This window comes from Bradyrhizobium sp. LTSP849, from assembly GCF_000938255.1.
In the GTDB taxonomy this organism is placed as follows: domain Bacteria; phylum Pseudomonadota; class Alphaproteobacteria; order Rhizobiales; family Xanthobacteraceae; genus Bradyrhizobium.
In genome coordinates this window covers 71,850-92,117 of the sequence record NZ_JYMR01000001.1, presented here as the reverse complement: position 1 = coordinate 92,117, position 20,268 = coordinate 71,850, and the positions used below count along the sequence as shown (strand labels likewise).

Below are 20,268 nucleotides of genomic sequence, written 5' to 3'. Positions count from 1 at the left end.
CGGAGTTGGCGTAAGCCGGCTCTGACCTTGCTGGTGGTAGTAACAAATGGTAGCAATGGAAAATGCGGCTCGCCTGATTTGCCATGTTTTTCAACGCCTTCGTGTGTCGCCCGTTCCCTCCCCTAGGGAGCGCCATATATCCCGAACATCGATGCGTCTCAGCGCATCTCTTGGCGATCGACTCTCGTGAGCTGCACATTTGCGGCGGCTATTTGCGAAGCGATGCCGCAATATCAGCGATCGATCTGAAGAGGATAAGCGGGTCATCCTTCGAGGGAATGAACCCGCGCCGTCCCCAGAACGCAGCAGCGTCAGTATCGACCGCGTTGACAATCAACGCACGCCCTCCAATCAGGCCTGCGGCCGTGACGCAGCGCTGGAGCGCATGCTTGAGCAGGCCGGTGCCAACTCCTTTGCCAATCCAATTCTCATCAGTCGCAAGCTGACCCAGCAGCAGGCAGGGCACAGGGTCGGGTGGTTGACCGGTCCGTATGGACCGCGGCAGAGACGAGGGTATGATTGCCGTCGGCGCGAGACCATAATAGCCGACCACTCGGTTCACGTCGTGAACGACCATAACGGCCGTAAAACCCTTTTCCTGGTTGGACAGCGCCCGCGTTTTGAGCCATCGGTCGAGGGATGGCTTGCCGCAGGAGAACTCGTCGAGATTGTGAGCCCCCGTCAGTGGTTCGGGGCCGGAGATTGCCAAGCCTCATCGCCTCTTGCTTGAGCGATTGGTCTCCCATGGCGCTGCACGCTGGAAGAGCTCAACCATTTCTGGGACCGGGGCAGCCGGGCCGGACAGCGTCGCCATGAATGCCTTGAAGCCGGATGGAGTCATTCGAATAGGGGCCGTCTCCATCAGCACGTCCTCGGCCGCACGTACTGCCGCGTCACGCACGAAGTCTGTGCGTGATCGCCCGCGCAGCGCCGCTGCCCGATCGATGATGGCAATGTCAGTTTCCGGCAGCCGCATCGAAAGCGGATGCTCCTTACGTTCAACGGCTCGGGGCATCATGAACCTCCATAGAAGCCAATATAGAATTTGTAGCGCTTTTTGCAATACGAAGTGAAGATATAGAAAATAAGCTAACTATTTCAGGTGGATGGAAGCGGATGTCTTCGTTCTGAACAGAATGCCGCATTAACCGACGATTTCGATCTCATTCAGCGCACACCAGTCGCGCAGCGCCTGCTCCGTGGCTTTCGCCTCGAAGGCATGCCAGCGATCGATCGCACCGCGTCTGGCGAGCAGCGCCTTGAATTTCGAATAAGCGCCGCGCTTGTCGAAGAAATAGCGGACGTCATCGAAATCGCCCGGCAGGTATTCGCCGGCAAAAGCGAGAACCAGCGGCTTGCCCAGATCGAGTTCGCGCTTGTCCGGGAGTGCGACGTATTTTTCCTCGTCGTGGATGTCGTCCGGTAGTTCGTCGAGCAACTCTGCTGTGTCCGGGAAATCGGTTTGGAGGTAGATTTTCCCGGTCTGCTTGCAGACGAAGGCGCAAAACTCTCCCATGTCGCCGCCGGTATTGGCGAACTCGAAGGCTCCGGTAATGTCCCCGATAGTCACTGGCATGGTGTTCGCCCGTGTCGACCACGATGATCTCAGATTGAAGCGCGCCGCGCTCAAGGTCGCAATGGGTATCGCGAGAAACTCGACCCATGCTACAAAAAGAGGTCAGGCCCGGTCGGGCAGATCAAGATAGGCCATCTTGTCCATGACGCCGTCCATCAGCCCCGCCTTGTAGACGGCTTCAGCGAAGCGCCTGTCCTCGGCTACGCGACTGAGCTCGCCGTTGCCAATGCTCCGGGGCAGCAGCGCGCAAATCGCCTCGAGCATTTCGATCTCGAACGGAACGTTGACGCCGGCGGTCATCGAGAACGAGCCGGGGGTGATCAGCCTGGTCGCGATCAATTCTCCGTCGTCCATCGAACTTTCGAGCCCAATGTCGAGCAGCCACACTTTGGAGTTGCGGAGAATATCGGTGGCGATCAGGCCCGCCGAGTCGTGACGTTGTTCGATCAGAAGGATTGCAAACTGCGACGCGCGCATCGCGTCCAACATCAACCGCTCGTCGGATTGCGGTTCGAACCGGGCCGACCTCGCGTAGCGGTCGATCGCCCGGGAGCGATCGGCCGGCGCTGTGTAAACGGCAAGGTCGTAGACGTAGTACATCTCGTCTTCATGATCGAGAACGAACGTCTTTCCCTGCGCCAATCCGAGCCGACGCGCGTGATTCAGAAACGTCTCGGCAGAGATGGAGCTGAGAACGTCGTCATGAAGTCTCTTGGAGATTTCCCGAAGATGAAAATATCTGTCGAGGAGCTCGTCCCGCGTCGAACGCGTATCGGGGCCCCAAGGCAGGGGCGGCTGCTGTTGGACGAGAGGAAGGGCCATGGAACGTCTCCGAATTGGACCGGCAATTTTCTGCAATAATTACCGCTGTGCACCGATTCGCGTAACAGCCAATGTCGCAATTTTGTATCGGCCGGAGCCGCCCGGTTCCGGCCTTTTCACAGTCGAGGTGAACCATCTCGCAAGGTCAATCGGTGCTCGCGACCGCTAGGCTCTCATACCGCCTCGTAAGACGTGATCTTCTTGATCTGGGGCGCAAGCACGTCTTCGGCCGTTTCGAGATCGAAGCGCGCCTGAATGTTCATCCAGAACGCAGCGCCGGTCTTGAAGAATTTGCCGAGCCGTAGCGCGGTGTCGGCTGTGACGGGCTTTTCTTCGCGCGCAATGCGCTCGATCCGGGTGCGCGGCACGTTCAGGGCAGCCGCGACCGCGTAGGGTGTCAGCTTGAACGGAACGAGAAATTCTTCACGCAGAATTTCGCCGGGATGAATTGGCGGTAGCCTTTTTGCCATCTGCGAACTCCTTTTGGTCGGCCACAGGGCGGGCCGGTCTGCCTAGTGATAGTCCACGATCTCGACGTCTTCGGGGCCCGCGGCGGTCCATCTGAATACGATCCGCCATTGATCGTTGATGCGGATCGAGTGCTTGCCGGCCAGATCGCCCTTGAGAGCTTCAAGGCGGTTGCCGGGAGGCGATTTCAACGTATCGAGAAACTCGGCGGCATCCACCATGATCAGCTTTCGGCGCGCGACTTTCGCGAGATCTGCCGGGAAACCCTTCGGTGCCATGCGGCCCTGAAGGATCGTCTCGGCGAACTTCCCTTTGAAGCTCTTGATCATGGCTATACGTATCTCGGGGGGATACGTATTTCAAGTCCTTCGTATCTCAACGAGATACCATTGGCGGGTCTACTTGCGTAGGCCGGCCGTGGGCTTGGGCCGCCCGTCCGGCAAAACAGCCGTCACTTGTGTCAACCCCTTTCTACAAAAATATTCCACTTTGCCGAAATTCGGATTTGTCGTATGTGTCGGCCATCCCAGCCCACCAAAGGGGCGGTCGTACGTCGTCACGAAACGCGGGCTGGGTTGCGGTGGACGCGGGCGGCGTCGATGCGGGATCGGGCGTGCAGGGCGGGATGAACCCCGTGAGTGCGTCACGAACTGCGCATGACGAACGGCGCCTATGCCCTGCGAAGCCTCTTGGCGAAGCAGGGTTGCCTGCGTACGGCGAAACCGTGTGGTCCTGGCCGTCGTTGCTACGGTCAAGCCTTCGCGAAGGAGTCATTGCGTCAACCGGCGCGGTGGTCGTGAGTTTCGCGATGGTGAGGGAGGCCAGAACGAACTCGGCTCCCGGGAGAGCACGGCATAGGCCGTCAAACCACTGCGCAGGGAAGGCCGAACGTTTGGCTGCCCTGTGTTTCCCCCGTGCATTGCGTGTGCATCATCTTCGCATAGGGGTTGTGTGGGTGCCAGCCGGCGCCCGGTCTTCCCTGCGCCCTTTCTTACGAGAGGGTGAAAACGAAAAGCATGACTCGGGCCAAACGGGCCGCGAGAACGCGAGCGTACGCCCTGACCTCCCATGCGAGCATGATGCATCGGCATCAGCGGAGGTGGTCGTTCTCCCCGGAATCTGCCTCTATGCGCCCCGATTTGCCTCCAAAGCTGCTGCCGGGCCTTTGGAGGTTTTGGCAATAGCTTTTCGGAGTGGCGATATGAGCGGTTTGGTGATCAGCGGCGGCCGGGTGGTGGATCCGGCGAGCGGGATGGATGCCATCGGCGATGTGGCGGTGGTGGATGGCAAGATCGCCGCGGTCGGCTCCTCGCTCGGCGGCGCCGAGCGGGTGATCGACGCGACCGGGCTCGTGGTCGCGCCCGGCTTCATCGATCTCCATGCGCACGGCCAGTCGCTTCCGGCCGACCGCATGCAGGCCTTCGATGGCGTGACGACGACGCTCGATCTCGAGGCCGGCGTGCTGCCGGTCGGGTCATGGTATGAGCGCCAGGCCAGGAAGGGACGCGTGCTGAACTACGGCGCAGCTACCAATTGGGCGTTTGCGCGCATCGGCGCGATGACGGGCTCCAACGCGGAGAGCTCGCTGGAGGCGTTCGGCAACGCCATGCGCGATCGCCGCTGGATGGACAACGTGGCGAGTGACTCCGAGGTCGCAGGTATCCTCGATCGCCTCGCGCGCGGCCTGAACGAGGGCGGCATCGGCATCGGCATCTTGAACGCCTATGCGCCCGGCGCCGGCGTGCAGGAGCTGACCGCAGTCTGCCAGCTCGCGGCCAAGCAGGACGTGCCGACCTTCACCCACGTCGCCTACATGTCGCGCATCGATCCCGAAAGCGCGGCGGAAGCCTATATCCGCCTGATCGGCTATGCCGGCGCCACCGGCGCGCACATGCACATCTGCCATTTCAATTCGTCGAGCAAGACCGACATCGCGCGCTGCCGCGTGCTGATCGAGAAGGCGCAGGCGCAGGGTCTGCCCATCACGGTCGAGGCCTATCCTTACGGCACCGGCTCGACCGTGCTGGCCGCCGCCTTCTTCAGCGACCCTGAATTCGTCGAGCGCAACGGCACCGGCTACGATTCAGTGCAGCGGGTGACCGACGGCTACCGCTTCCACGACCGCGAGGAGCTGCTCAAGGCGCAAGCCGAGGAACCCTCCACGCTTGTGCTGTGGCATATCCTCGACACCGACAACAATGCGCATCATCGCGATCTCCTCGACATGTCGGTGCTCTATCCCGGCGGCGCGATCGCCTCCGACGCGATGCCGTGGACGACGTCGGACGGCAAGACCTACACCGGCGACGCCTGGCCGCTGCCGGATGACGCCACCTCGCATCCGCGCTCGGCCGGCTGCTTCACAAAATTCATCCGCGAATGGGTGCGTGAGCGCAAAGCCGTGTCGCTGATGGAAGGCGTGCACAAATGTGCGCTGATCCCCGCGGAGATTTTGTCGCAAAGCACGCCCGCGATGCGCGCCAAGGGCAGGCTCACGCAGGGCGCGGATGCCGACATCGTCGTGTTCGACTACGAGAAGCTCAGCGACCGCGCCACGTTCACGGCGATGAACCGTCCGTCGGAAGGCGTGCGGCATCTCGTGGTCAGCGGCCAGCCGTTGATCAGCGACGGCATTCTGGATGTCGAAGCGCGCCCCGGAAAGCCGGTGCGCCGGCCCGTCGTCGAGAGCTGACGCATGCCGGTCCCGATTCTCCTGGTCACGGGCTTTCTGGGGGCGGGCAAGACGACGATCGTGAACCATCTGCTGGCGCATGCGGGCGGGCGGCGGATCGCCGCCGTGGTCAATGATTTCGGCGCGATCAACATCGATGCCGAGCTGATCGCCGGCGCGAGCGACGGCGTGGTGAGTCTGAGCAACGGCTGCATCTGCTGCTCGCTCGAAGGCGATCTGCTCCGCACGCTCTCGTCGCTGCTGCGGCGTGATCCCAGGCCGGAGTACATCGTCATCGAAACCAGTGGCGTGGCCGATCCCGCCGACGTCGTGCGCAATCTGCTGGACCCCGTGATCCTGCGCGAAGCACCGCTGGAAACGGTGCTCTGCGTGATGGACGCGGCAACACCGCCGGCGGCCCTGGATAACGCGCTGATGCGGTCGCAGTTGCGCGTCGCCGATATCGTGGCGCTGAGCAAGCTGGATCTGGCGGACGAGGGGGCAGGTGCCCGGATGCGTGATTCCATCCGCGCGCTCCGCGTTCCTGCGGTGGTGGTCGATGCGCGGAATGGTGAGATCCCCGCTGCGCTGCTGTTTCTCGCGAATGTTGATCGTGCGCCGGCGCCGCGCGAGCCGGGGCCGAAACGGCCGGCCGAAGAGCGCTTCGAGACGCTGAGCTGGACGTCGGAGCGGGCGCTCTCGCTGCCGCGCTTGCAGCAGGCCATCAATCGTCTGGCGCCAAAACTTGCGCGCGCCAAAGGCCTGTTCGAAACGATCGAGCAGCCCGGGCGCCTGATGGTGTTTCAGTTCGCCGGCGGCCGCGCGACGCTGGCGACAGGCGAGGTGCCGGCGCCGGGCGTGCCGCGGGCGCGGATCGTCTTCATCGCCGAGCTCGGTGTGCTCTCGAAGGCCGAGCTCGATGGGATCATGGAGGGGTGCGTTGCGAGCGAGTGAGCTGAGGCGGTAGGATGGATCACAATCGCAGGGATGAGCCTGGCATGTCGCCCAAAATCGCACCCGCTGACGCCGCCTCGCGCCGCGCCGCCAAACCGGCGATCGTCTATCCGGTCGGCACGATGCCCAGGCCCGACCTGGCCGCGCTCGAGCAAGCCCGCCATACCATGGTCAAAACGCACGAACTCATCGTGCCGGCTCGCGACGCCAGAACATTTCGTGTAGCACGCGGCCAGTTCTTCCGCATCGTCAGCATCGAAGGCCCTCAGGTCGGCGATCTCAATCTCTGGAACGCGGACGATCTCTCCGAGCGTTTTTTCAGCGGCAAGACGCGCGCGATCCATGGCACGCATGTCGGCGCTGGCGACCGGCTCTGGAGCAACATGCCCTATCTTCGGCCGATGGCGACCATCAGCCACGACACGCTCGGCTGGTACGGTTTCGACGAGGACGGCGGCGGAATTCACGACGTCATCGGCACGCGCTGCGATCCCTACACGAACCTGATGCTGAACGGCGGCAGCTATGATTTCTGCTGCCATTCCAACCTGTCCCGCGCGCTTGCCGCTGAACTGAAGATGGAGCCACGCGCGGTCGAGCATCACGTCCACGACGTGCTCAATGTCTTCATGTGTACCGGCTTCACCAAAGACACACATCAATATTTTATGAAGGCAAGCCCCGTCCGCCCCGGCGACTTCATCGAGTTCTCCGCGGAGATCGATCTGCTCGGAGCGTTGTCGGCCTGTCCCGGTGGAGACTGCAGCGCAACCCATTCCAGCGATGCTGCGGAATGCCACCCGCTCAAGATCGAAATCTTCGAGCCGGATCGAGCGGTGTTGAAGGGTTGGACCTGGTCGTCGCCAAGTGCGTATCACCGCCGCCATGGTGCGCATGCTGGAAGCTGAACCTCGGTCCTCCGCGACCGCCACCTTGCAGGCCCCGCAAACTCACGCGAATTGCGCGAGGCCGTGGCCGACGGACCAGTTTTCCGCAGGTGCGTCGAGTACGTTGACGAACACGTCCTCCGGCTGGATCCCCGGGTTTTCGCCGAGCAGCCCCGCGATCCGCCGATACAGCGCCTTCTTCTGCTCGGCGGTGCGCGTGGCGAACACGGTGATCTGGATCAGCACTGCGTCGTCGCTTCGCTTGACGCCGTAGGCGTTGCCGCAGCGGAAGTTTGCGGGTTCAAGCTCGCTGATAGTCATGAACTCGTCGCCTTCGGGCACGTTGAGCGCCTCGCGCATGGCCAGATAGAGGCCGTCGAGGATCGCCTTTCGATAAGCTTCCGGCTTGCCGGCGCGCATCGAGATGTGAAGCAGAGGCATCGCGAGTCCCTTTGCAAGCGGGCGCGAGCCGCCCGTTCGCGGTTTGGCTTATTGACGCGGCGGGCGATCGGCCCCATCTGTTTTTGACGCGATGTCTAAAAACCAAATTCTTGACATCGTGTCAAATACTTTCGAAGGGAGCAAAACTTGAGGCCGCGCGAATTCGACCACGACGATCTCCTGCGCATCGCGTTCGATCAGTTCTGGCGCAACGGCGTCCGCGGCACCTCGCTGTCCGACATCGCGCGCGACGCCGGCGTCCAGCGCGGCAGCCTCTACAACGCCTTCGGCAGCAAGGAAGCGCTGTTCCTCCAGGCCTATGAGCGCTACGCGGGCGACTATGTCGGCTCGATCCAGAAGGTGCTTGGCGCGGGCACTTTGCGAAAACGCCTCACGGCGTTTTTCGATCTGACGATCAAGAACTTCCGCTCCGGCTCGCCGCCCCGCGGATGTCCGACCACGCGGGGGCTGATGGAGCTTGGTTCGGTCGAAGGCGAAGGGCTGGACGAGCACGCGCGCCACGCGTTTGCGGATATGGTGACGCGCATCACCGCTCTGGTCCGGGATACTTTGTCGGCAGGTGCGCAACGGGGCGAGTTCAGCGGCGACCCCGAAATTGCCGCCTTGCACATCATCACCGTGACGCGCGGGCTGGCTGTTCTCGAGCGCGCCTATGGCGATGAGGCCGAGCTTCGAAAGATTGCGGCCCACACCATCGATCTGACCCTGCGCAAGGACGTCGCCAAATCCAGGTGATATTGCAGGGGTTCGGAGCCCGAATGCTTAAAGCTTTGATAAGGCGTTCGGGCTAAATTGGCATATCTGTATTGCTTATTCATGCGAGCCCCAATGATTTTCTCCCGTATCAGTTTCAAGCTGGTCCTGATTGTCGGCGTCAGCCTCCTCGGCATGATTGCGCTGGTGCCGATCGCGCTCTCGACCCTGCGCGGACAGATGGTTGCCGATCGCCAGGCCAAGATCCAGCAGATAGTTGATGTCGTCTACGGTATTCTGACGCACGAGCAGAAGCTCGAGAGCGAAGGCAAACTCACGCGCGAGCAGGCACAGGCCGCCGCGATCGCGGAGATCAAGAGCCTGCGCTACGACAAGGCCGAGTATTTCTGGCTCAACGACATGGCCGCAAAGATGATCATGCATCCGATCAAGCCCGAGCTTGATGGCAAGGATGTCTCGGACATGAAGGACCCCACTGGTAACCGCCTGTTCTCCGGCTTCGTTGACGTCGTCAAAAAGCAGGGCGCCGGATTCTACAGCTACCTCTGGCCCAAGCCCGGCTTCGAGCAGCCCGTTGCCAAGATCTCTTATGTGAAAGGCTTTACGCCCTGGGGCTGGATCGTCGGCACCGGCATCTATCTCGACGACGTCGACGCCGTGTTCCGCCAGGATGCGATGACCTTCGCGCTGGTTTGCCTCGCCGTGTTCGTGCTTGTGCTCGGTTGTTCGTTCGTGATTGGTCGCAGCGTCACCCGACCGCTCGCCAAGATCACCGCGCTGACCGAGCGTCTCGCCGCCGGCGACAGCGCGTTCGACGTGCCCTACACCCATCATAGCAACGAGGTCGGCGGGCTCGCCAAGGCGCTGGCCGTCTTCAAGGACAACGCGTCGCAAGTGGGCCGGATGCACGCCGAGCAGCAGGAGGCGAAGCAGAGGGCCGACGACGAGAAGCGCAAGACGATGACCGATCTCGCCGGCAAATTCGAGGCGAGCGTTCGGGCCGTGGTTAGCGAAGTCTTCAACGAGGCCCGCGCCATGCAGCACGCCGCGCAAGGCATGTCGGAGACCGCGAACAAGGCGACCGACCGCGCCAGCTTCGTCGCCACCGCCTGCCAGCAGGCCTCGAGCAACGTGCAGACGGTGGCCTCAGCCGCCGGCGAGTTGTCGTCTTCCATCAGCGAGATCAGCCAGCGCGTCGCACAGGCCGCCGCGGTGGCCGACAAGGCAGCCGCCGATGGCCAGCGCACCAACGACACGGTTCAGGGCCTTGCTGCGGCCGCGCACAAGATCGGCGAGGTCATCGACCTCATCAACCAGATTGCCTCGCAGACCAATCTGCTCGCGCTCAACGCCACCATCGAAGCTGCCCGTGCCGGCGAGGCCGGCAGGGGTTTTGCGGTGGTCGCAAGCGAAGTGAAGTCGCTGGCGAGCCAGACCGCCAGGGCGACCGAAGAAATCGGCGCGCAGATATCGGCGATCCAGACCGAGACCAACCAGGTCGTCGGCAATATCGAAAGCATTCGCTCGACCATCATGGAGGTCAACGAGATATCCTCGTCGATCGCAGCCGCAGTCGAGGAGCAGGGCGCCGCGACCCAGGCGATCGCCCACAGCGTGCGGGAGGCGGCCTCCGGCACCGACCAGGTCTCGCAAAACATCTCCGGCGTCACCGAGGCGACGGCAGAGACCGGCCAGGCCGCAGGCGTCGTGCTGCAATCGAGTGGCCGACTGACGCACAAGCTGCAATCCCTGCAGGACGAGGTCAGCGCCTTCGTTGCGGGGGTACGGGCGGCCTAGCGCGGCCGCTCTTCTGCGACATCGCGAAAATACTTCGCGATGTCCGCGCGCGTTGCGACCCAGACGCGGCCGTCGAGCCGCGCAAGCTCGGCGAGAATGGCCTTCACGGCCCGGAAGCGCGCTGGCCGGCCGCAAATGCGCAGATGAAAGCCGATCGACAGCATTGAGGACCGCCCGCGTTCGGCCTCCTCGAGCAGCGTCGTGAGCGCGGCGCTGACATAGCCCGAAAAATCCTCCGGCTGCACAAATCCGTTCGGGTGGAAAAACTTCATATCGTTGGTGTCGAAGCCATAAGGCAGGATCAGCATCGATCCCCGCGGCGATGGACTCCAATAGGGCAGGTCGTCATCGAGTGCGTTCGAATCGTAGTCGAAACCGAGTTCGATCAGGAGATCGCGGGTCCAGGCGCTCTGGCTGCCGCGCGACATGAAGCCGACCGGCGTGACGCCGGTCACGCGGGCAATTACCTCGCGTGTCCTCTCGATGTCGCGACGCTCGGTTTCGGGAGCGCCATAGAGCGCGTGCGACAACCAGCGCCAGCCGTGCACCGCCGGCTCGTGCCCGGCGTCAATTGCTGCGCGCGCGAGATCAGGTACACGTTCGACCGCACGACCGCACATCATAAAGGTAGAACGGATGTTGGCGTCAGCGAAGGCGTCGAGGAAACGCCACAGGCCGGCGCGCATGCCGTAATCGAACACCTGCTCCTGCGCGAGGTCGCGTACACTTGGCGGTAGCGTCGAGGCGACCTCGCCGTAGCGTTCGGTCTCGGCGTCGCCCTGTTCGACGGCAAGCTCGGCGCCTTCCTCGAAATTCACCACCAGCGACACTGCGACGCGGGCGCCATTAGGCCAGATGATATCCGGGCGTACCCTGCCATATCCGCGGAGATCGCGTTGGATCGGCATGGTCAGCGGCTCCCGATCTGACGGCTGACGCCACCGAAGATCTCCGCGCAGACGAGGCCGGCCAGCGTCACCAGCACGACCACGCCGGAGACGGCGGCGACGCGCACGTCGAGACTGCCTTCGAGGATCGCCCAGAGCTTGATCGGCAGGACTTCGGTGCGGGCATCGGCCAGGAACAGCGACACCGGAACGTTGTCGAACGAGGTCAGGAACGCCACGAAGCAGCTCGCGATGACGCCGCGGCGGATCAGCGGCAGCGTGATCCGCCGGAATGTGTACCAACGGCTGGCGCCGAGGCTGTGTGAGCAGGTGATCAGCACCGGATTGAGTTGCTGCACCGATGCACCAACCATCCGGATCACGAAGGGCACGCAGATGATGGTGTGGCCGAGCACCAGCGTGGCCGCAGACAGTCGGATGCCGAGAAGGTTGAAGACCAGCAGCAGCGATAGGCCGAATGCCATCGCGGGAAGTACCATCGGCGACATGAACAGCGCATCCAGAGCGCGCGCGGTCTTCAGTCTGCTGCGCGCGAGCCCGAGGGCTGCCGCGCCACCGAGCACGGCAGAGAGGATCGTCGCCGCCGCGGCGACCTTGAGACTCGTCAGAGCGGGTTCGATGATCTCCTGTGATTGCAGCAGCTCGACATACCAGCGCAACGACCAGCTCGGCGGCGGGAATTTCAGCGTGATACCGCCGGTGAAGGAAATGATGACCACGACCAGGGTCGGTGCCAGCAGCAGCAGCATCCCGAAGCTGGTGATCGTTCCGACCACGCCGGAATAAATGCGATCGATCAAGCTACACTGCATCGATGCCTCGCACGTAGCGGCGGGACAGCGCGCCGATGGCAAAGACGATGCCGGTCACGGCGAGTGTGAAGACCAGCGACAGCGCCGCTGCGAACGGCCAGTCCTGCACGCCGACCGCCTGCTGATAGATGTAGGATGGCATTAGAATGATGCGTCCGCCGCCGACCAGCGTCTGGGTGATGAAGGCGGTCGCGGCGGCGGCAAAGACGAGCAGCCAGCCGGCAATGGCGCCCGGCAGCGTCAGCGGCAGGATGACGGTCACGAAGGTACGGGCGCGGCTTGCTCCGAGCCCCTCGGCGGCCCTCGTCAGGTTGCCGTCGAGCCGCAGCAGGCTGTTGATGACCGGTAGTGCCATCAAGGGAAGCTGGATCTGGGTCAGCGCCAGAACCATGCCCTCCCAAGTATAGAGCAGCCGGGCGGGCGCCTGCCAGAGCCCGAGTGACAGCATCGCCGAGTTGATGATGCCGTCGCGGCCGAGGATGACGATCCAGGCGAAGGTGCGCACCACCGTGCTGGTGAGGAGCGGCAGCATGATCAGGAAGGTGATCAGGGTGCGCATGAACTGGCCGCTCGCGACATAGACGAGCGCCAGCGGATAGGCGAGGACCAGCGCCGCAAGCGCGACTTCCGCGCCGAGCAACAGCGTATCCGACAATACCTTGATGCTGAACGGGTCGGACAGAAATCGCAGATATTGCGCCAGCGACAACTCCGCAAATTGCGGGGTCCGGAACAGGCTGATCGCGACAAGCGCGGCCAGCGGCAGCACGAAGGCTGCGAAGAACAGCGCTGCCAGCGGGATCACTGGCAGCAATTGTCTTGATGCGGTTGTGCTGGCCGGTGTCATCTTAAATCTTCACTTCCTTGCTGAAACGGGTAATCCACTCGCCGCGCATCGCTTGGAATTTGGTCCAGTCGAGCAGGACATTGTTGGCGACGAGATCGTCGACGCTCTTGGCCACGGTGAGGTTGGCGCCGGTCAGCGCCACCTTGCTGTTAGTCGGCATCATCACCCAGGGCGCGGCCTCGATCCCTTTTTGCGTGTCGACCGACATCACGGTGTCGAGATAGTCGAGCACAGCCTTCGGATCCTGGTTGTTCTTGACGATCTGCGCGCTGGTGCGGATCACGACGGCGCCGGATTTCGGTTTGGCGAAGGCGATATCGACGCCCTTGGCGGCGAGCAGCGCCACGTTGTTCCAGAAGTTGAAGGCGATATCGATCTCACCCTGCTGGAACAATGTGGCCAGCGCGCCGGGCGAGGCTGCGATCGCGCCGACATTCGGCAAGAGCTTTTTGATAGCTTCGAAAGCCGGCTCAATGTTGGTCTCGGAGCCGCCGTTCAGCTTGGCGATCTCGACCATGAAGGCGGTGCCGAGGCTCGAGCCGAGCCCAGTGATGCCGACGCGCCCCTTGTATTCTGGCTTCCACAGATCCTCCCAGGAGGTCGGAGGCGTCGTGATCTTCTTCGGATTGTAGGCGATGCCGATCAACTGCACTGTGATAACAGGGGCGTAACCGTCGGGATGCCGGAATACATTCGGAATGTCGGCATAGGACTTCGACTGTTCGATCGGGAATTTCTCCAGCACGCCGCTGGCAATCGCCGGAATCAGCGGCCCTTCGTCGAACAGCACGACGTCGAAAGGCGGCGCATTGCGCGAAGCCTGGATCTTGCCGATCTGATCAACACCGAGCAGGGGTGTGAAGGTGACGCTACCGGTCTTCTTGAAGGCCGGTCCGACCACGGCGCGGAAGGCTTCGTCGAAACTGCCGGGATAGGTCGTCGCCACGATCGAGGTGGTGGCGCGCGATGAACTCGGCAATCCGAGGCCTGCCGCGGCGAGGGCGGCTGAACCGGTCGCAAGCAGCGATCTCCGGGATAGGCTCATGTCAGATACTCCTTTGCTGTTGGCTTGAAACGTCGTCGACCGGCGTGCTGAAGATGCTGACACGCGAAAGATCTGAGATCGCGAGCCAGACGTTCGATCCCGCTTGCGCCTTCGCGGTTGTAGCGGCGCGCGCCTGGCTGATCTTCACGGCCTCGCCGCTGGCGGTGATGCCCTCGGTGACACTGACGGCGCCGAGCGGCACAGTGACGCGGATCGTGACGGGAATTGCGCCGGGCCGTTCGGCGGCACCGAACTCGACGTTCTCGGGTCGGACCGAGACCGTCACCGGGGTGCCGCGCCTGCGTTGCACGGAGCGTCCGAGATCGATCTCCGGACCTGCATCCAGCAGCACGCGGTCTGTCTCGGTCACGGTGCCGCGCAGCAAATTTGTGTGGCCGATGAAACTCGAGATGAAGAGGCTCGCCGGGCGATCGTAGAGCGCATCAGGGTTGTCGATCTGCTCGATGCGGCCCTTGTTGAGCACGACGATGCGGTCGGCCATCGACAGCGCCTCCTCCTGGTCGTGCGTGACGATGATGGAGGTGACGCCGAATGTCTTCAGCAGGCTCTTGATCTCGATCTGCATGTCGAGGCGCAGATTCTTGTCGAGTGCCGAGAACGGCTCGTCGAGCAGGACGAGGCCCGGATCGATCGCGAGCGCGCGGGCCAGCGCCACGCGCTGCTGCTGCCCGCCGGACAGCTCGCCGGGGAGCCTTCGCGCGAACGTCGTCATCTGGGCAAGGCCGAGCATCTGCTCGACCTTCGTCGCGACCTCGGCGTTCGCAGTCTTGCGCGCTCGCAGTCCGTAGGCGACGTTCTCGAACACCGTGAGATGCGGAAACAGGGCGTAGTTCTGGAACACCATGCCAATGCTGCGGCGGTTCGCTGGTATGTGCTCCACCCGCGCGCCGTCGAAGCGGACTTCACCCCGGGAAGGGCGCAGGAAGCCCGCGATGATCTGGAGCATCGTGGTCTTGCCGCAGCCGGATGGTCCGAGCAGCGCGATCAACTCTCCGGCCGCGACGGCAAGGTTGATCCCGTCCAGCGCAACTGTCGCGCCGAACGCGTGGCCTATGTCCATGAGATCCAGCGAATGTCCGCGCGTGTTGCTCAACGCCAACTCCGTCGTTCGTGTGTCCCGACACGAAGGAAGGTTAGCAAGCGCCGTGCCAATCCTGTCTGATAGCTAATGCATTGTGAGTACGTTGATAATTTTAAGGCGCCAAAAATTGGCGCCAATAAAGTGTCTATATTGTAAACATTATGTCGGTTGTTTTGTGCAAAAAATAGGCTGCGGCAACATTAGAAAACCCTGTAAAAGCGAAGCATGAAGCGAGTTCGTTCCGTTAAGCGCAAGTCGAAGCGCCCCGAGCCAAAACGCGGGGAGCCCGAGGCTGTCGATCCGCGCAGCATCGATGACGATCCGGTGGTTCAGGACATTTTGACCGCGATCAGCCAGAAGCGGCTCAAGCCGGGGGCAAAGCTTGGCGAGGACAAGCTCGCGGCTGCGTTCGGCACTACGCGGATTCATATCCGCCAGGCGCTGGCGCATCTCGCCTCGCGCAAGGTGGTGATGCAAATCCCCAACCGCGGAGCGTTCGTGTACCGGCCGAGCTGGGAGGAGGCCCAGGAAATTTTCGCCGCGCGGCGCCTGATCGAGACTGCCACGGTGGCTGCGGCGATCGACCGGTTGGACAAGTCAGGCAAGGCCGCGCTGAAGGCGCATATGGAGCTCGAAGCGCGCCACGACCGCAATGATCGCTGGGCCTCACTGTCGGTCACGGCGGAATTCCACATCCTGGTCGCGAAGCTCGCGGGCAACCGCGTGCTGCTGGACATGTCACGCGAACTGATGCTGAGGACGTCGCTGGCTATCGCGACGTTCGAGCAGCCGGACGAGCAGGATTGTTCACCCGACGCGCACCCCGACATCGGGGCGCTGATCCTCGCCCGGGATAAGGCCGGCGCGATTCATGCCATGCGTCACCACCTCGAGGAGATGGAGCAGCGGATCAGGCCCCAGGAGGGCAGGGACGAGGTCGACGAGCTCACCGCGATCTTCCAGGAGATCGGCGCGCGTGCAGCACGGGCGGGCGGATAGCATGGCCGGCCGTCGCATCCTCCTGATCAATCCAAACAGTCTTGAGGCGACCACCGCGATGATGGTCGCCATTGCGAAATCTGCTGCCACGGACGGCTTCGACATCATGGGCGCCACGGCAACACGTGCTCCGCAGATGGTCGTATCGGCGGAGGCACTGGATACGGCTGCGCCTGAGGTCGAGGAGATCGCGCGAGCGCATCAGCACGCCTGCGATGGCGTCATCGTCGCCGCCTTCGGCGATCCCGGTCTGGCCGGGATCAAGGCCCACATGGCGTTGCCTGCGGCCGGCATTGGAGAGGCGGCAATGCTGGAGGCGGCCGGAAGTGGTCGTCGCTTCGGTGTGGCAACCACGACGCCGCTGCTCGGAGCGAAAATCGACGCCTTGCCCGAAGCGCTGGGATTGCGATCCTGCTACACTGGCACCCGCTTCGCCGCTGGCGATCCGCAAAAGCTGATGCTCGACCCGGTGCGGCTGCGCGCAGCTCTCGCCGGCGCGGTTGAAGCCTGCATCGTGCAGGACGGTGCGGAGGCGGTCATCATCGGCGGCGGGCCGCTGGGCGAGGCCGCGCGCGAGCTTCAACCGATGTTCGCCGTGCCGGTCATCGCGCCGATCCCGTCTGCCGTGGCGCGGATTATTCGCCTCATCACGTCGCGCGCGGCTGGCTGATATTCCGGCCCGCGGGAGCGGTCCTTGCGACCGGCTTCCTCGCCCTTGACGATCTCGGCTAAAGTGAAGAAGCAGGATCATCGAACCTGCCGCCTTGCGTTTGGCCGCGGGGCCATGGAGACCGCTGCATGTCGTTCAAGAAGCTCCTGATCGCCAATCGCGGCGAGATCGCCATCCGCATAGCGCGCGCAGCCGCCGATGCCGGCATTGCAACGGTTGCGATCCATCCGGCCGATGATGCGCTGTCGCTGCACGTGCGTGTTGCCGATGACGCCGTCGAAATCCCCGGTCGTGGAGCGCGGGCCTATCTCGACATCGATGCCGTGGTGAAGGCGGCGAAGAGCGCCGGCTGCGATGCCGTGCATCCCGGCTACGGCTTCCTCAGTGAGAATGCGGCGTTCGCGAAGGCCTGCGCCGACGCCGGCATCGCCTTCGTCGGGCCGAAGGTCGCGGCACTCGAACTGTTCGGCGACAAGGTCGCGGCACGCCAATTGGCAAAACGCTGCGGCGTGCCGATCATCGCCGGCACCAGCGGGCCGTCGTCGGTCGAGGAGATCACGGCGTTCTTCACCTCGCTCGGCAGCAATGCGGCGATCGTGATCAAGGCAATGGCCGGCGGCGGCGGCCGTGGCATGCGCGTGGTGGAGAACGCTGCGGATCTCGCGGAGGCCTATGCCCGCTGCCAGTCCGAGGCCAAGGCGGCGTTCGGCTTCGACGGTGTCTATGCCGAGCGACTGATCCGGCAGGCGCGCCATATCGAGGTGCAGATTATCGGCGACCGCCACGGCGCGATCTCTCATCTCTGGGAACGCGAATGCACCATCCAGCGCCGCCATCAGAAGCTGATCGAGGTGGCGCCGAGCCCTTCGTTGAGCGAGCCCCTGCGCGGCCGTATCATCGAGGCGGCGAAGCAGCTTGCAACGGCCGCGGCTTACGACAATCTCGGCACGTTCGAGTTTCTGGTCGACGGCGGTGCTGAGGACAGCTTTGCCTTCATCGAGGCCAATCCGCGCCTTCAGGTCGAACACACCGTGACGGAAGAGGTGCTCGGCCTCGACCTTGTCCGCGCCCAGCTCGCAATTGCCGCAGGCAGCACGCTGGCCTCGCTCGGCCTTGCGCAAGGCTCGATCCCGAAGCCGCGCGGCTATGCCATGCAGTTGCGGGTCAATATGGAGACGCTGGATGAGACCGGCGCCACGCATCCGACCGGCGGTGTGCTCGCCGTGTTCGAACCGCCGTCGGGGCCCGGTGTCCGCGTCGATAGTTTTGGCTATGCCGGCTACAAGACCAGTGCCGCCTTCGACTCCCTGCTCGCCAAAGTCATCGTGCACACACCGGGCGAAGCCTGGCACGACGTAGTCGCAAAAGCCTCGCGTGCCTTGCGCGAGTTCCGGATTGACGGCGTTGTCACCAACATCGCCTTCCTTCAAGCGGTGCTCGCGCATCCCGATTTCAGGACCAACCGCATCGCGACCGACTTCATCGATCGCAACATCGGCAAGCTTGTCGAGGCCGCCGATGGCGCGGCCAAGCCACTCTACTTCGCTGCGGCTGAACGGAGTGGTGGCCACAGCGCGGAAGCGCATGTCGCGCAAGCCGTACCCGAAGGTGCCGTGATGGTTGCGGCACCGCTGCAAGGAACCATCGTCACCATCCAGGTCAGGGAAGGCGAGATCGTGCGCCCCGGCCAGCAACTCGCAGTGATCGAGTCCATGAAGATGGAGCATCTGGTCATGGCCGAACAGGGCGGCCGGGTGATGAAGCTCGTCGCCGGCGACGGTGTCACGCTGATGCATGGCGAGCCGATCCTCTATCTTGAACCGCTCGACGTCGCGGCGGATCATTCGGCGGCCGAAGCCGATGTCGATCTCGACCACGTTCGTCCCGATCTCGCCGAGCTGATTGCGCGTCAGGCCAATACACTTGACGCGAACCGCCCGGGCTCGGTCGAGCGTCGCCGCAATACCAACCAGCGCACCGTGCGCGAGAACGTCGCGCAGCTGGTCGACGACGGCTCGTTCATGGAATATGGCAGCCTCGCAATCGCGGCGCAGCGCCGCCGCCGCAAGCTCGACGATCTCATCAAGAACACGCCGGCCGATGGCCTCGTCATGGGCGTTGCCACCGTCAATGCCGAGAAGTTTGGCCCTGAAGGCGGCCGCTGCATCGTCGTGGCCTACGACTACACCGTGCTTGCGGGCACGCAGGGCCACATGAACCACAAGAAGATCGACCGCATGCTGACGTTGGCGGAAGACTGGCGCGTGCCGCTGGTGTTTTACGCCGAAGGCGGTGGCGGTCGGCCTGGCGACACCGACCGGCTCGGCATGACCGGCCTCGACGGCCCATCCTTCGTGCAGTTCGCAAGGCTCTCCGGGCTCGTGCCCGTGATCGGAATCGTCTCGGGCTATTGCTTCGCCGGCAATGCCGCGATGCTCGGCTGCTGCGACGTCATCATTGCGACGAAGAATGCGTCGATCGGCATGGGGGGCCCCGCGATGATCGAGGGCGGCGGGCTCGGCGTCTATCATCCGGCCGAGGTCGGCCCGGTCTCGTTCCAGTCGCCGAACGGCGTCATCGACATTCTCGTCGAGGACGAGGAGGATGCGACGCGGGCCGCGCAAAAATACCTGTCCTATTTCCAGGGCGCTGTGACGGAGTGGCAGGCGGCCGATCAGCGCCTGCTCCGTCGCGCGATCCCTGAGAACCGGCTGCGAGTCTACGACATCCGCAGGGTGATCGATCTCGTCGCCGACAAGGACAGCGTGCTGGAGCTGCGCCGCGACTACGGCGTCGGCATGATCACCGCGCTGATCCGCATTGAAGGAAAACCGTTCGGCCTGATCGCCAACAATCCGCGCCATCTCGGCGGCGCGATCGATGCCGACGCCGGCGACAAGGCCGCGCGCTTCCTCCAGCTCTGCGACGCCTTCGATCTGCCGATCGTCTCGCTCTGCGACACGCCCGGCTTCATGGTCGGCCCCGAGGCCGAGAAGACCGCGATCGTGCGCCATGTCTCGCGCATGTTCGTCACCGGCGCGAGCCTCACTGTGCCGTTGTTCGGCATCGTGCTGCGCAAGGGCTATGGGCTGGGCGCGCAATCGATGATCGGCGGCGGCTTCCACGCCTCGTTTTTCACGGCGGCGTGGCCGACCGGCGAGTTCGGCGGCATGGGCCTGGAGGGCTATGTTCGTCTCGGCTTCCGCAAGGAGATGGAGGCGATCGCCGATCCCGAGGAGCGCGAGACCTACTACCGCAACAAGGTCGCGGAGCTCTACGCCAACGGCAAGGCGGTCTCGATCGCCTCGGTGTTCGAGATCGACAATGTCATCGATCCCGCCGAGACGCGGCGCTGGATCATGGCAGGGCTCCGCACGGTGCCGAAGCCGTCGGCGAGGACAGGGAAGAAGCGGCCTTGCATTGATACTTGGTGAGGGCAGTGCAGCAATTCTGACGGCGTCGCGTCTGTTCCCGGTTCCCGATTGACATCCCCGCCTGTGGTGCCAGACTTTGCACAATAATACAGGGTGGAGA

Annotated in this window: 20 protein-coding genes; 8 read left to right on the top strand and 12 right to left on the bottom strand. The window is 63.4% G+C overall.

Annotation, left to right across the window (positions count from 1 at the left end; all coding sequences use genetic code 11):
- Nucleotides 1-208: 208 nt before the first annotated feature.
- The 6 genes from UB31_RS00425 to UB31_RS00400 form a co-directional block, all read right to left on the bottom strand.
- On the bottom strand, nt 209-709 hold the full coding sequence (locus tag UB31_RS00425) for a GNAT family N-acetyltransferase (RefSeq protein ID WP_045009397.1): 501 nt from the start codon (nt 707-709) through the stop codon (nt 209-211).
- Nucleotides 710-712: 3 nt separating this feature from the next.
- Nucleotides 713-1,018 carry a type II toxin-antitoxin system TacA family antitoxin gene (locus UB31_RS00420; RefSeq protein ID WP_502691241.1) on the bottom strand — a complete coding sequence of 102 codons (306 nt, stop codon included), beginning with the start codon at nt 1,016-1,018 and terminating at the stop codon, nt 713-715.
- A 126-nt stretch (nt 1,019-1,144) separates the two neighbouring features.
- Nucleotides 1,145-1,576, bottom strand: a complete 432-nt coding sequence (locus tag UB31_RS00415) for a hypothetical protein (RefSeq protein ID WP_045003580.1) — start codon at nt 1,574-1,576, stop codon at nt 1,145-1,147.
- A gap of 102 nt (nt 1,577-1,678) precedes the next feature.
- Nucleotides 1,679-2,434: a DUF7986 domain-containing protein gene (locus UB31_RS00410; protein WP_156175114.1), complete on the bottom strand. Its 756-nt coding sequence runs from the start codon at nt 2,432-2,434 to the stop codon at nt 1,679-1,681.
- A 137-nt stretch (nt 2,435-2,571) separates the two neighbouring features.
- Nucleotides 2,572-2,868, bottom strand: a complete 297-nt coding sequence (locus UB31_RS00405; protein ID WP_045009395.1) for a HigA family addiction module antitoxin — start codon at nt 2,866-2,868, stop codon at nt 2,572-2,574.
- A gap of 42 nt (nt 2,869-2,910) precedes the next feature.
- Nucleotides 2,911-3,195 (bottom strand): type II toxin-antitoxin system RelE/ParE family toxin, encoded by a 285-nt coding sequence (locus tag UB31_RS00400; RefSeq protein ID WP_045009394.1) that lies wholly within the window; start codon nt 3,193-3,195, stop codon nt 2,911-2,913.
- Between the two features lie 851 nt (nt 3,196-4,046).
- Here UB31_RS00400 and UB31_RS00395 point away from each other — a divergent pair.
- The 3 genes from UB31_RS00395 to UB31_RS00385 are packed head-to-tail and all read left to right on the top strand — an operon-like array spanning nt 4,047 to nt 7,399.
- Complete coding sequence (locus UB31_RS00395; protein WP_082078365.1) at nt 4,047-5,558, top strand: amidohydrolase family protein; 1,512 nt, start codon at nt 4,047-4,049, stop codon at nt 5,556-5,558.
- Nucleotides 5,559-5,561: 3 nt separating this feature from the next.
- Nucleotides 5,562-6,491: a CobW family GTP-binding protein gene (locus UB31_RS00390; RefSeq protein ID WP_045009392.1), complete on the top strand. Its 930-nt coding sequence runs from the start codon at nt 5,562-5,564 to the stop codon at nt 6,489-6,491.
- A gap of 44 nt (nt 6,492-6,535) precedes the next feature.
- Nucleotides 6,536-7,399: an urea carboxylase-associated family protein gene (locus UB31_RS00385; RefSeq protein WP_045009391.1), complete on the top strand. Its 864-nt coding sequence runs from the start codon at nt 6,536-6,538 to the stop codon at nt 7,397-7,399.
- Between the two features lie 42 nt (nt 7,400-7,441).
- Here UB31_RS00385 and UB31_RS00380 read toward each other — a convergent pair whose 3' ends face one another.
- Nucleotides 7,442-7,819, bottom strand: coding sequence for a tautomerase family protein (locus UB31_RS00380; protein WP_045009390.1), 378 nt, complete (start codon nt 7,817-7,819; stop codon nt 7,442-7,444).
- 147 nt (nt 7,820-7,966) lie between these two features.
- Here UB31_RS00380 and UB31_RS00375 point away from each other — a divergent pair, with 147 nt between their 5' ends.
- Nucleotides 7,967-8,575, top strand: a complete 609-nt coding sequence (locus UB31_RS00375) for a TetR/AcrR family transcriptional regulator (RefSeq protein ID WP_045009389.1) — start codon at nt 7,967-7,969, stop codon at nt 8,573-8,575.
- Between the two features lie 93 nt (nt 8,576-8,668).
- Nucleotides 8,669-10,351 (top strand): methyl-accepting chemotaxis protein, encoded by a 1,683-nt coding sequence (locus UB31_RS00370; protein ID WP_045009388.1) that lies wholly within the window; start codon nt 8,669-8,671, stop codon nt 10,349-10,351.
- Here the strand turns inward: UB31_RS00370 and UB31_RS00365 are convergent.
- The 5 genes from UB31_RS00365 to UB31_RS00345 are packed head-to-tail and all read right to left on the bottom strand — an operon-like array spanning nt 10,348 to nt 15,044.
- Nucleotides 10,348-11,259, bottom strand: coding sequence for a polysaccharide deacetylase family protein (locus tag UB31_RS00365; RefSeq protein WP_082078360.1), 912 nt, complete (start codon nt 11,257-11,259; stop codon nt 10,348-10,350). The two genes, UB31_RS00370 and UB31_RS00365, sit on opposite strands and share 4 nt — an antisense overlap.
- Before the next feature lie 2 nt (nt 11,260-11,261).
- Nucleotides 11,262-12,071 carry an ABC transporter permease gene (locus tag UB31_RS00360; RefSeq protein WP_045009387.1) on the bottom strand — a complete coding sequence of 270 codons (810 nt, stop codon included), beginning with the start codon at nt 12,069-12,071 and terminating at the stop codon, nt 11,262-11,264.
- Nucleotides 12,061-12,918: an ABC transporter permease gene (locus UB31_RS00355; RefSeq protein WP_045009386.1), complete on the bottom strand. Its 858-nt coding sequence runs from the start codon at nt 12,916-12,918 to the stop codon at nt 12,061-12,063. The genes UB31_RS00360 and UB31_RS00355 overlap by 11 nt, the downstream gene beginning before the upstream one ends.
- Before the next feature lies 1 nt (nt 12,919).
- On the bottom strand, nt 12,920-13,963 hold the full coding sequence (locus UB31_RS00350; RefSeq protein ID WP_045009385.1) for an extracellular solute-binding protein: 1,044 nt from the start codon (nt 13,961-13,963) through the stop codon (nt 12,920-12,922).
- A gap of 1 nt (nt 13,964) precedes the next feature.
- The gene (locus UB31_RS00345) at nt 13,965-15,044 is read right to left on the bottom strand and encodes an ABC transporter ATP-binding protein (RefSeq protein WP_045009493.1); all 1,080 of its coding nucleotides are present in this window, start codon (nt 15,042-15,044) and stop codon (nt 13,965-13,967) included.
- 246 nt (nt 15,045-15,290) lie between these two features.
- On the opposite strand from UB31_RS00345, the gene UB31_RS00340 reads away from it, so the two are divergent.
- The 3 genes from UB31_RS00340 (at nt 15,291) to UB31_RS00330 (ending at nt 20,168) form a co-directional block, all read left to right on the top strand.
- Nucleotides 15,291-16,064, top strand: a complete 774-nt coding sequence (locus UB31_RS00340; RefSeq protein ID WP_045009384.1) for a GntR family transcriptional regulator — start codon at nt 15,291-15,293, stop codon at nt 16,062-16,064.
- A 1-nt stretch (nt 16,065) separates the two neighbouring features.
- On the top strand, nt 16,066-16,734 hold the full coding sequence (locus tag UB31_RS00335; protein WP_045009383.1) for an aspartate/glutamate racemase family protein: 669 nt from the start codon (nt 16,066-16,068) through the stop codon (nt 16,732-16,734).
- A 128-nt stretch (nt 16,735-16,862) separates the two neighbouring features.
- Complete coding sequence (locus tag UB31_RS00330; RefSeq protein WP_045009382.1) at nt 16,863-20,168, top strand: acetyl-CoA carboxylase family protein; 3,306 nt, start codon at nt 16,863-16,865, stop codon at nt 20,166-20,168.
- Nucleotides 20,169-20,268 lie beyond the last annotated feature (100 nt).

What these genes read in the sequence shown, in the direction of transcription:
- UB31_RS00420 (WP_502691241.1), bottom strand. Translation starts at nt 1,018, where the DNA reads ATGATGCCCCGAGCCGTTGAACGTAAGGAGCATCCGCTTTCGATGCGG.
- UB31_RS00415 (WP_045003580.1), bottom strand. Translation starts at nt 1,576, where the DNA reads ATGCCAGTGACTATCGGGGACATTACCGGAGCCTTCGAGTTCGCCAAT.
- UB31_RS00405 (WP_045009395.1), bottom strand. Translation starts at nt 2,868, where the DNA reads ATGGCAAAAAGGCTACCGCCAATTCATCCCGGCGAAATTCTGCGTGAA.
- UB31_RS00400 (WP_045009394.1), bottom strand. Translation starts at nt 3,195, where the DNA reads ATGATCAAGAGCTTCAAAGGGAAGTTCGCCGAGACGATCCTTCAGGGC.
- UB31_RS00390 (WP_045009392.1), top strand. Translation starts at nt 5,562, where the DNA reads ATGCCGGTCCCGATTCTCCTGGTCACGGGCTTTCTGGGGGCGGGCAAG.
- UB31_RS00385 (WP_045009391.1), top strand. Translation starts at nt 6,536, where the DNA reads ATGTCGCCCAAAATCGCACCCGCTGACGCCGCCTCGCGCCGCGCCGCC.
- UB31_RS00380 (WP_045009390.1), bottom strand. Translation starts at nt 7,819, where the DNA reads ATGCCTCTGCTTCACATCTCGATGCGCGCCGGCAAGCCGGAAGCTTAT.
- UB31_RS00370 (WP_045009388.1), top strand. Translation starts at nt 8,669, where the DNA reads ATGATTTTCTCCCGTATCAGTTTCAAGCTGGTCCTGATTGTCGGCGTC.
- UB31_RS00365 (WP_082078360.1), bottom strand. Translation starts at nt 11,259, where the DNA reads ATGCCGATCCAACGCGATCTCCGCGGATATGGCAGGGTACGCCCGGAT.
- UB31_RS00360 (WP_045009387.1), bottom strand. Translation starts at nt 12,071, where the DNA reads ATGCAGTGTAGCTTGATCGATCGCATTTATTCCGGCGTGGTCGGAACG.
- UB31_RS00355 (WP_045009386.1), bottom strand. Translation starts at nt 12,918, where the DNA reads ATGACACCGGCCAGCACAACCGCATCAAGACAATTGCTGCCAGTGATC.
- UB31_RS00350 (WP_045009385.1), bottom strand. Translation starts at nt 13,963, where the DNA reads ATGAGCCTATCCCGGAGATCGCTGCTTGCGACCGGTTCAGCCGCCCTC.
- UB31_RS00345 (WP_045009493.1), bottom strand. Translation starts at nt 15,044, where the DNA reads ATGGACATAGGCCACGCGTTCGGCGCGACAGTTGCGCTGGACGGGATC.
- UB31_RS00340 (WP_045009384.1), top strand. Translation starts at nt 15,291, where the DNA reads ATGAAGCGAGTTCGTTCCGTTAAGCGCAAGTCGAAGCGCCCCGAGCCA.
- UB31_RS00335 (WP_045009383.1), top strand. Translation starts at nt 16,066, where the DNA reads ATGGCCGGCCGTCGCATCCTCCTGATCAATCCAAACAGTCTTGAGGCG.
- UB31_RS00330 (WP_045009382.1), top strand. Translation starts at nt 16,863, where the DNA reads ATGTCGTTCAAGAAGCTCCTGATCGCCAATCGCGGCGAGATCGCCATC.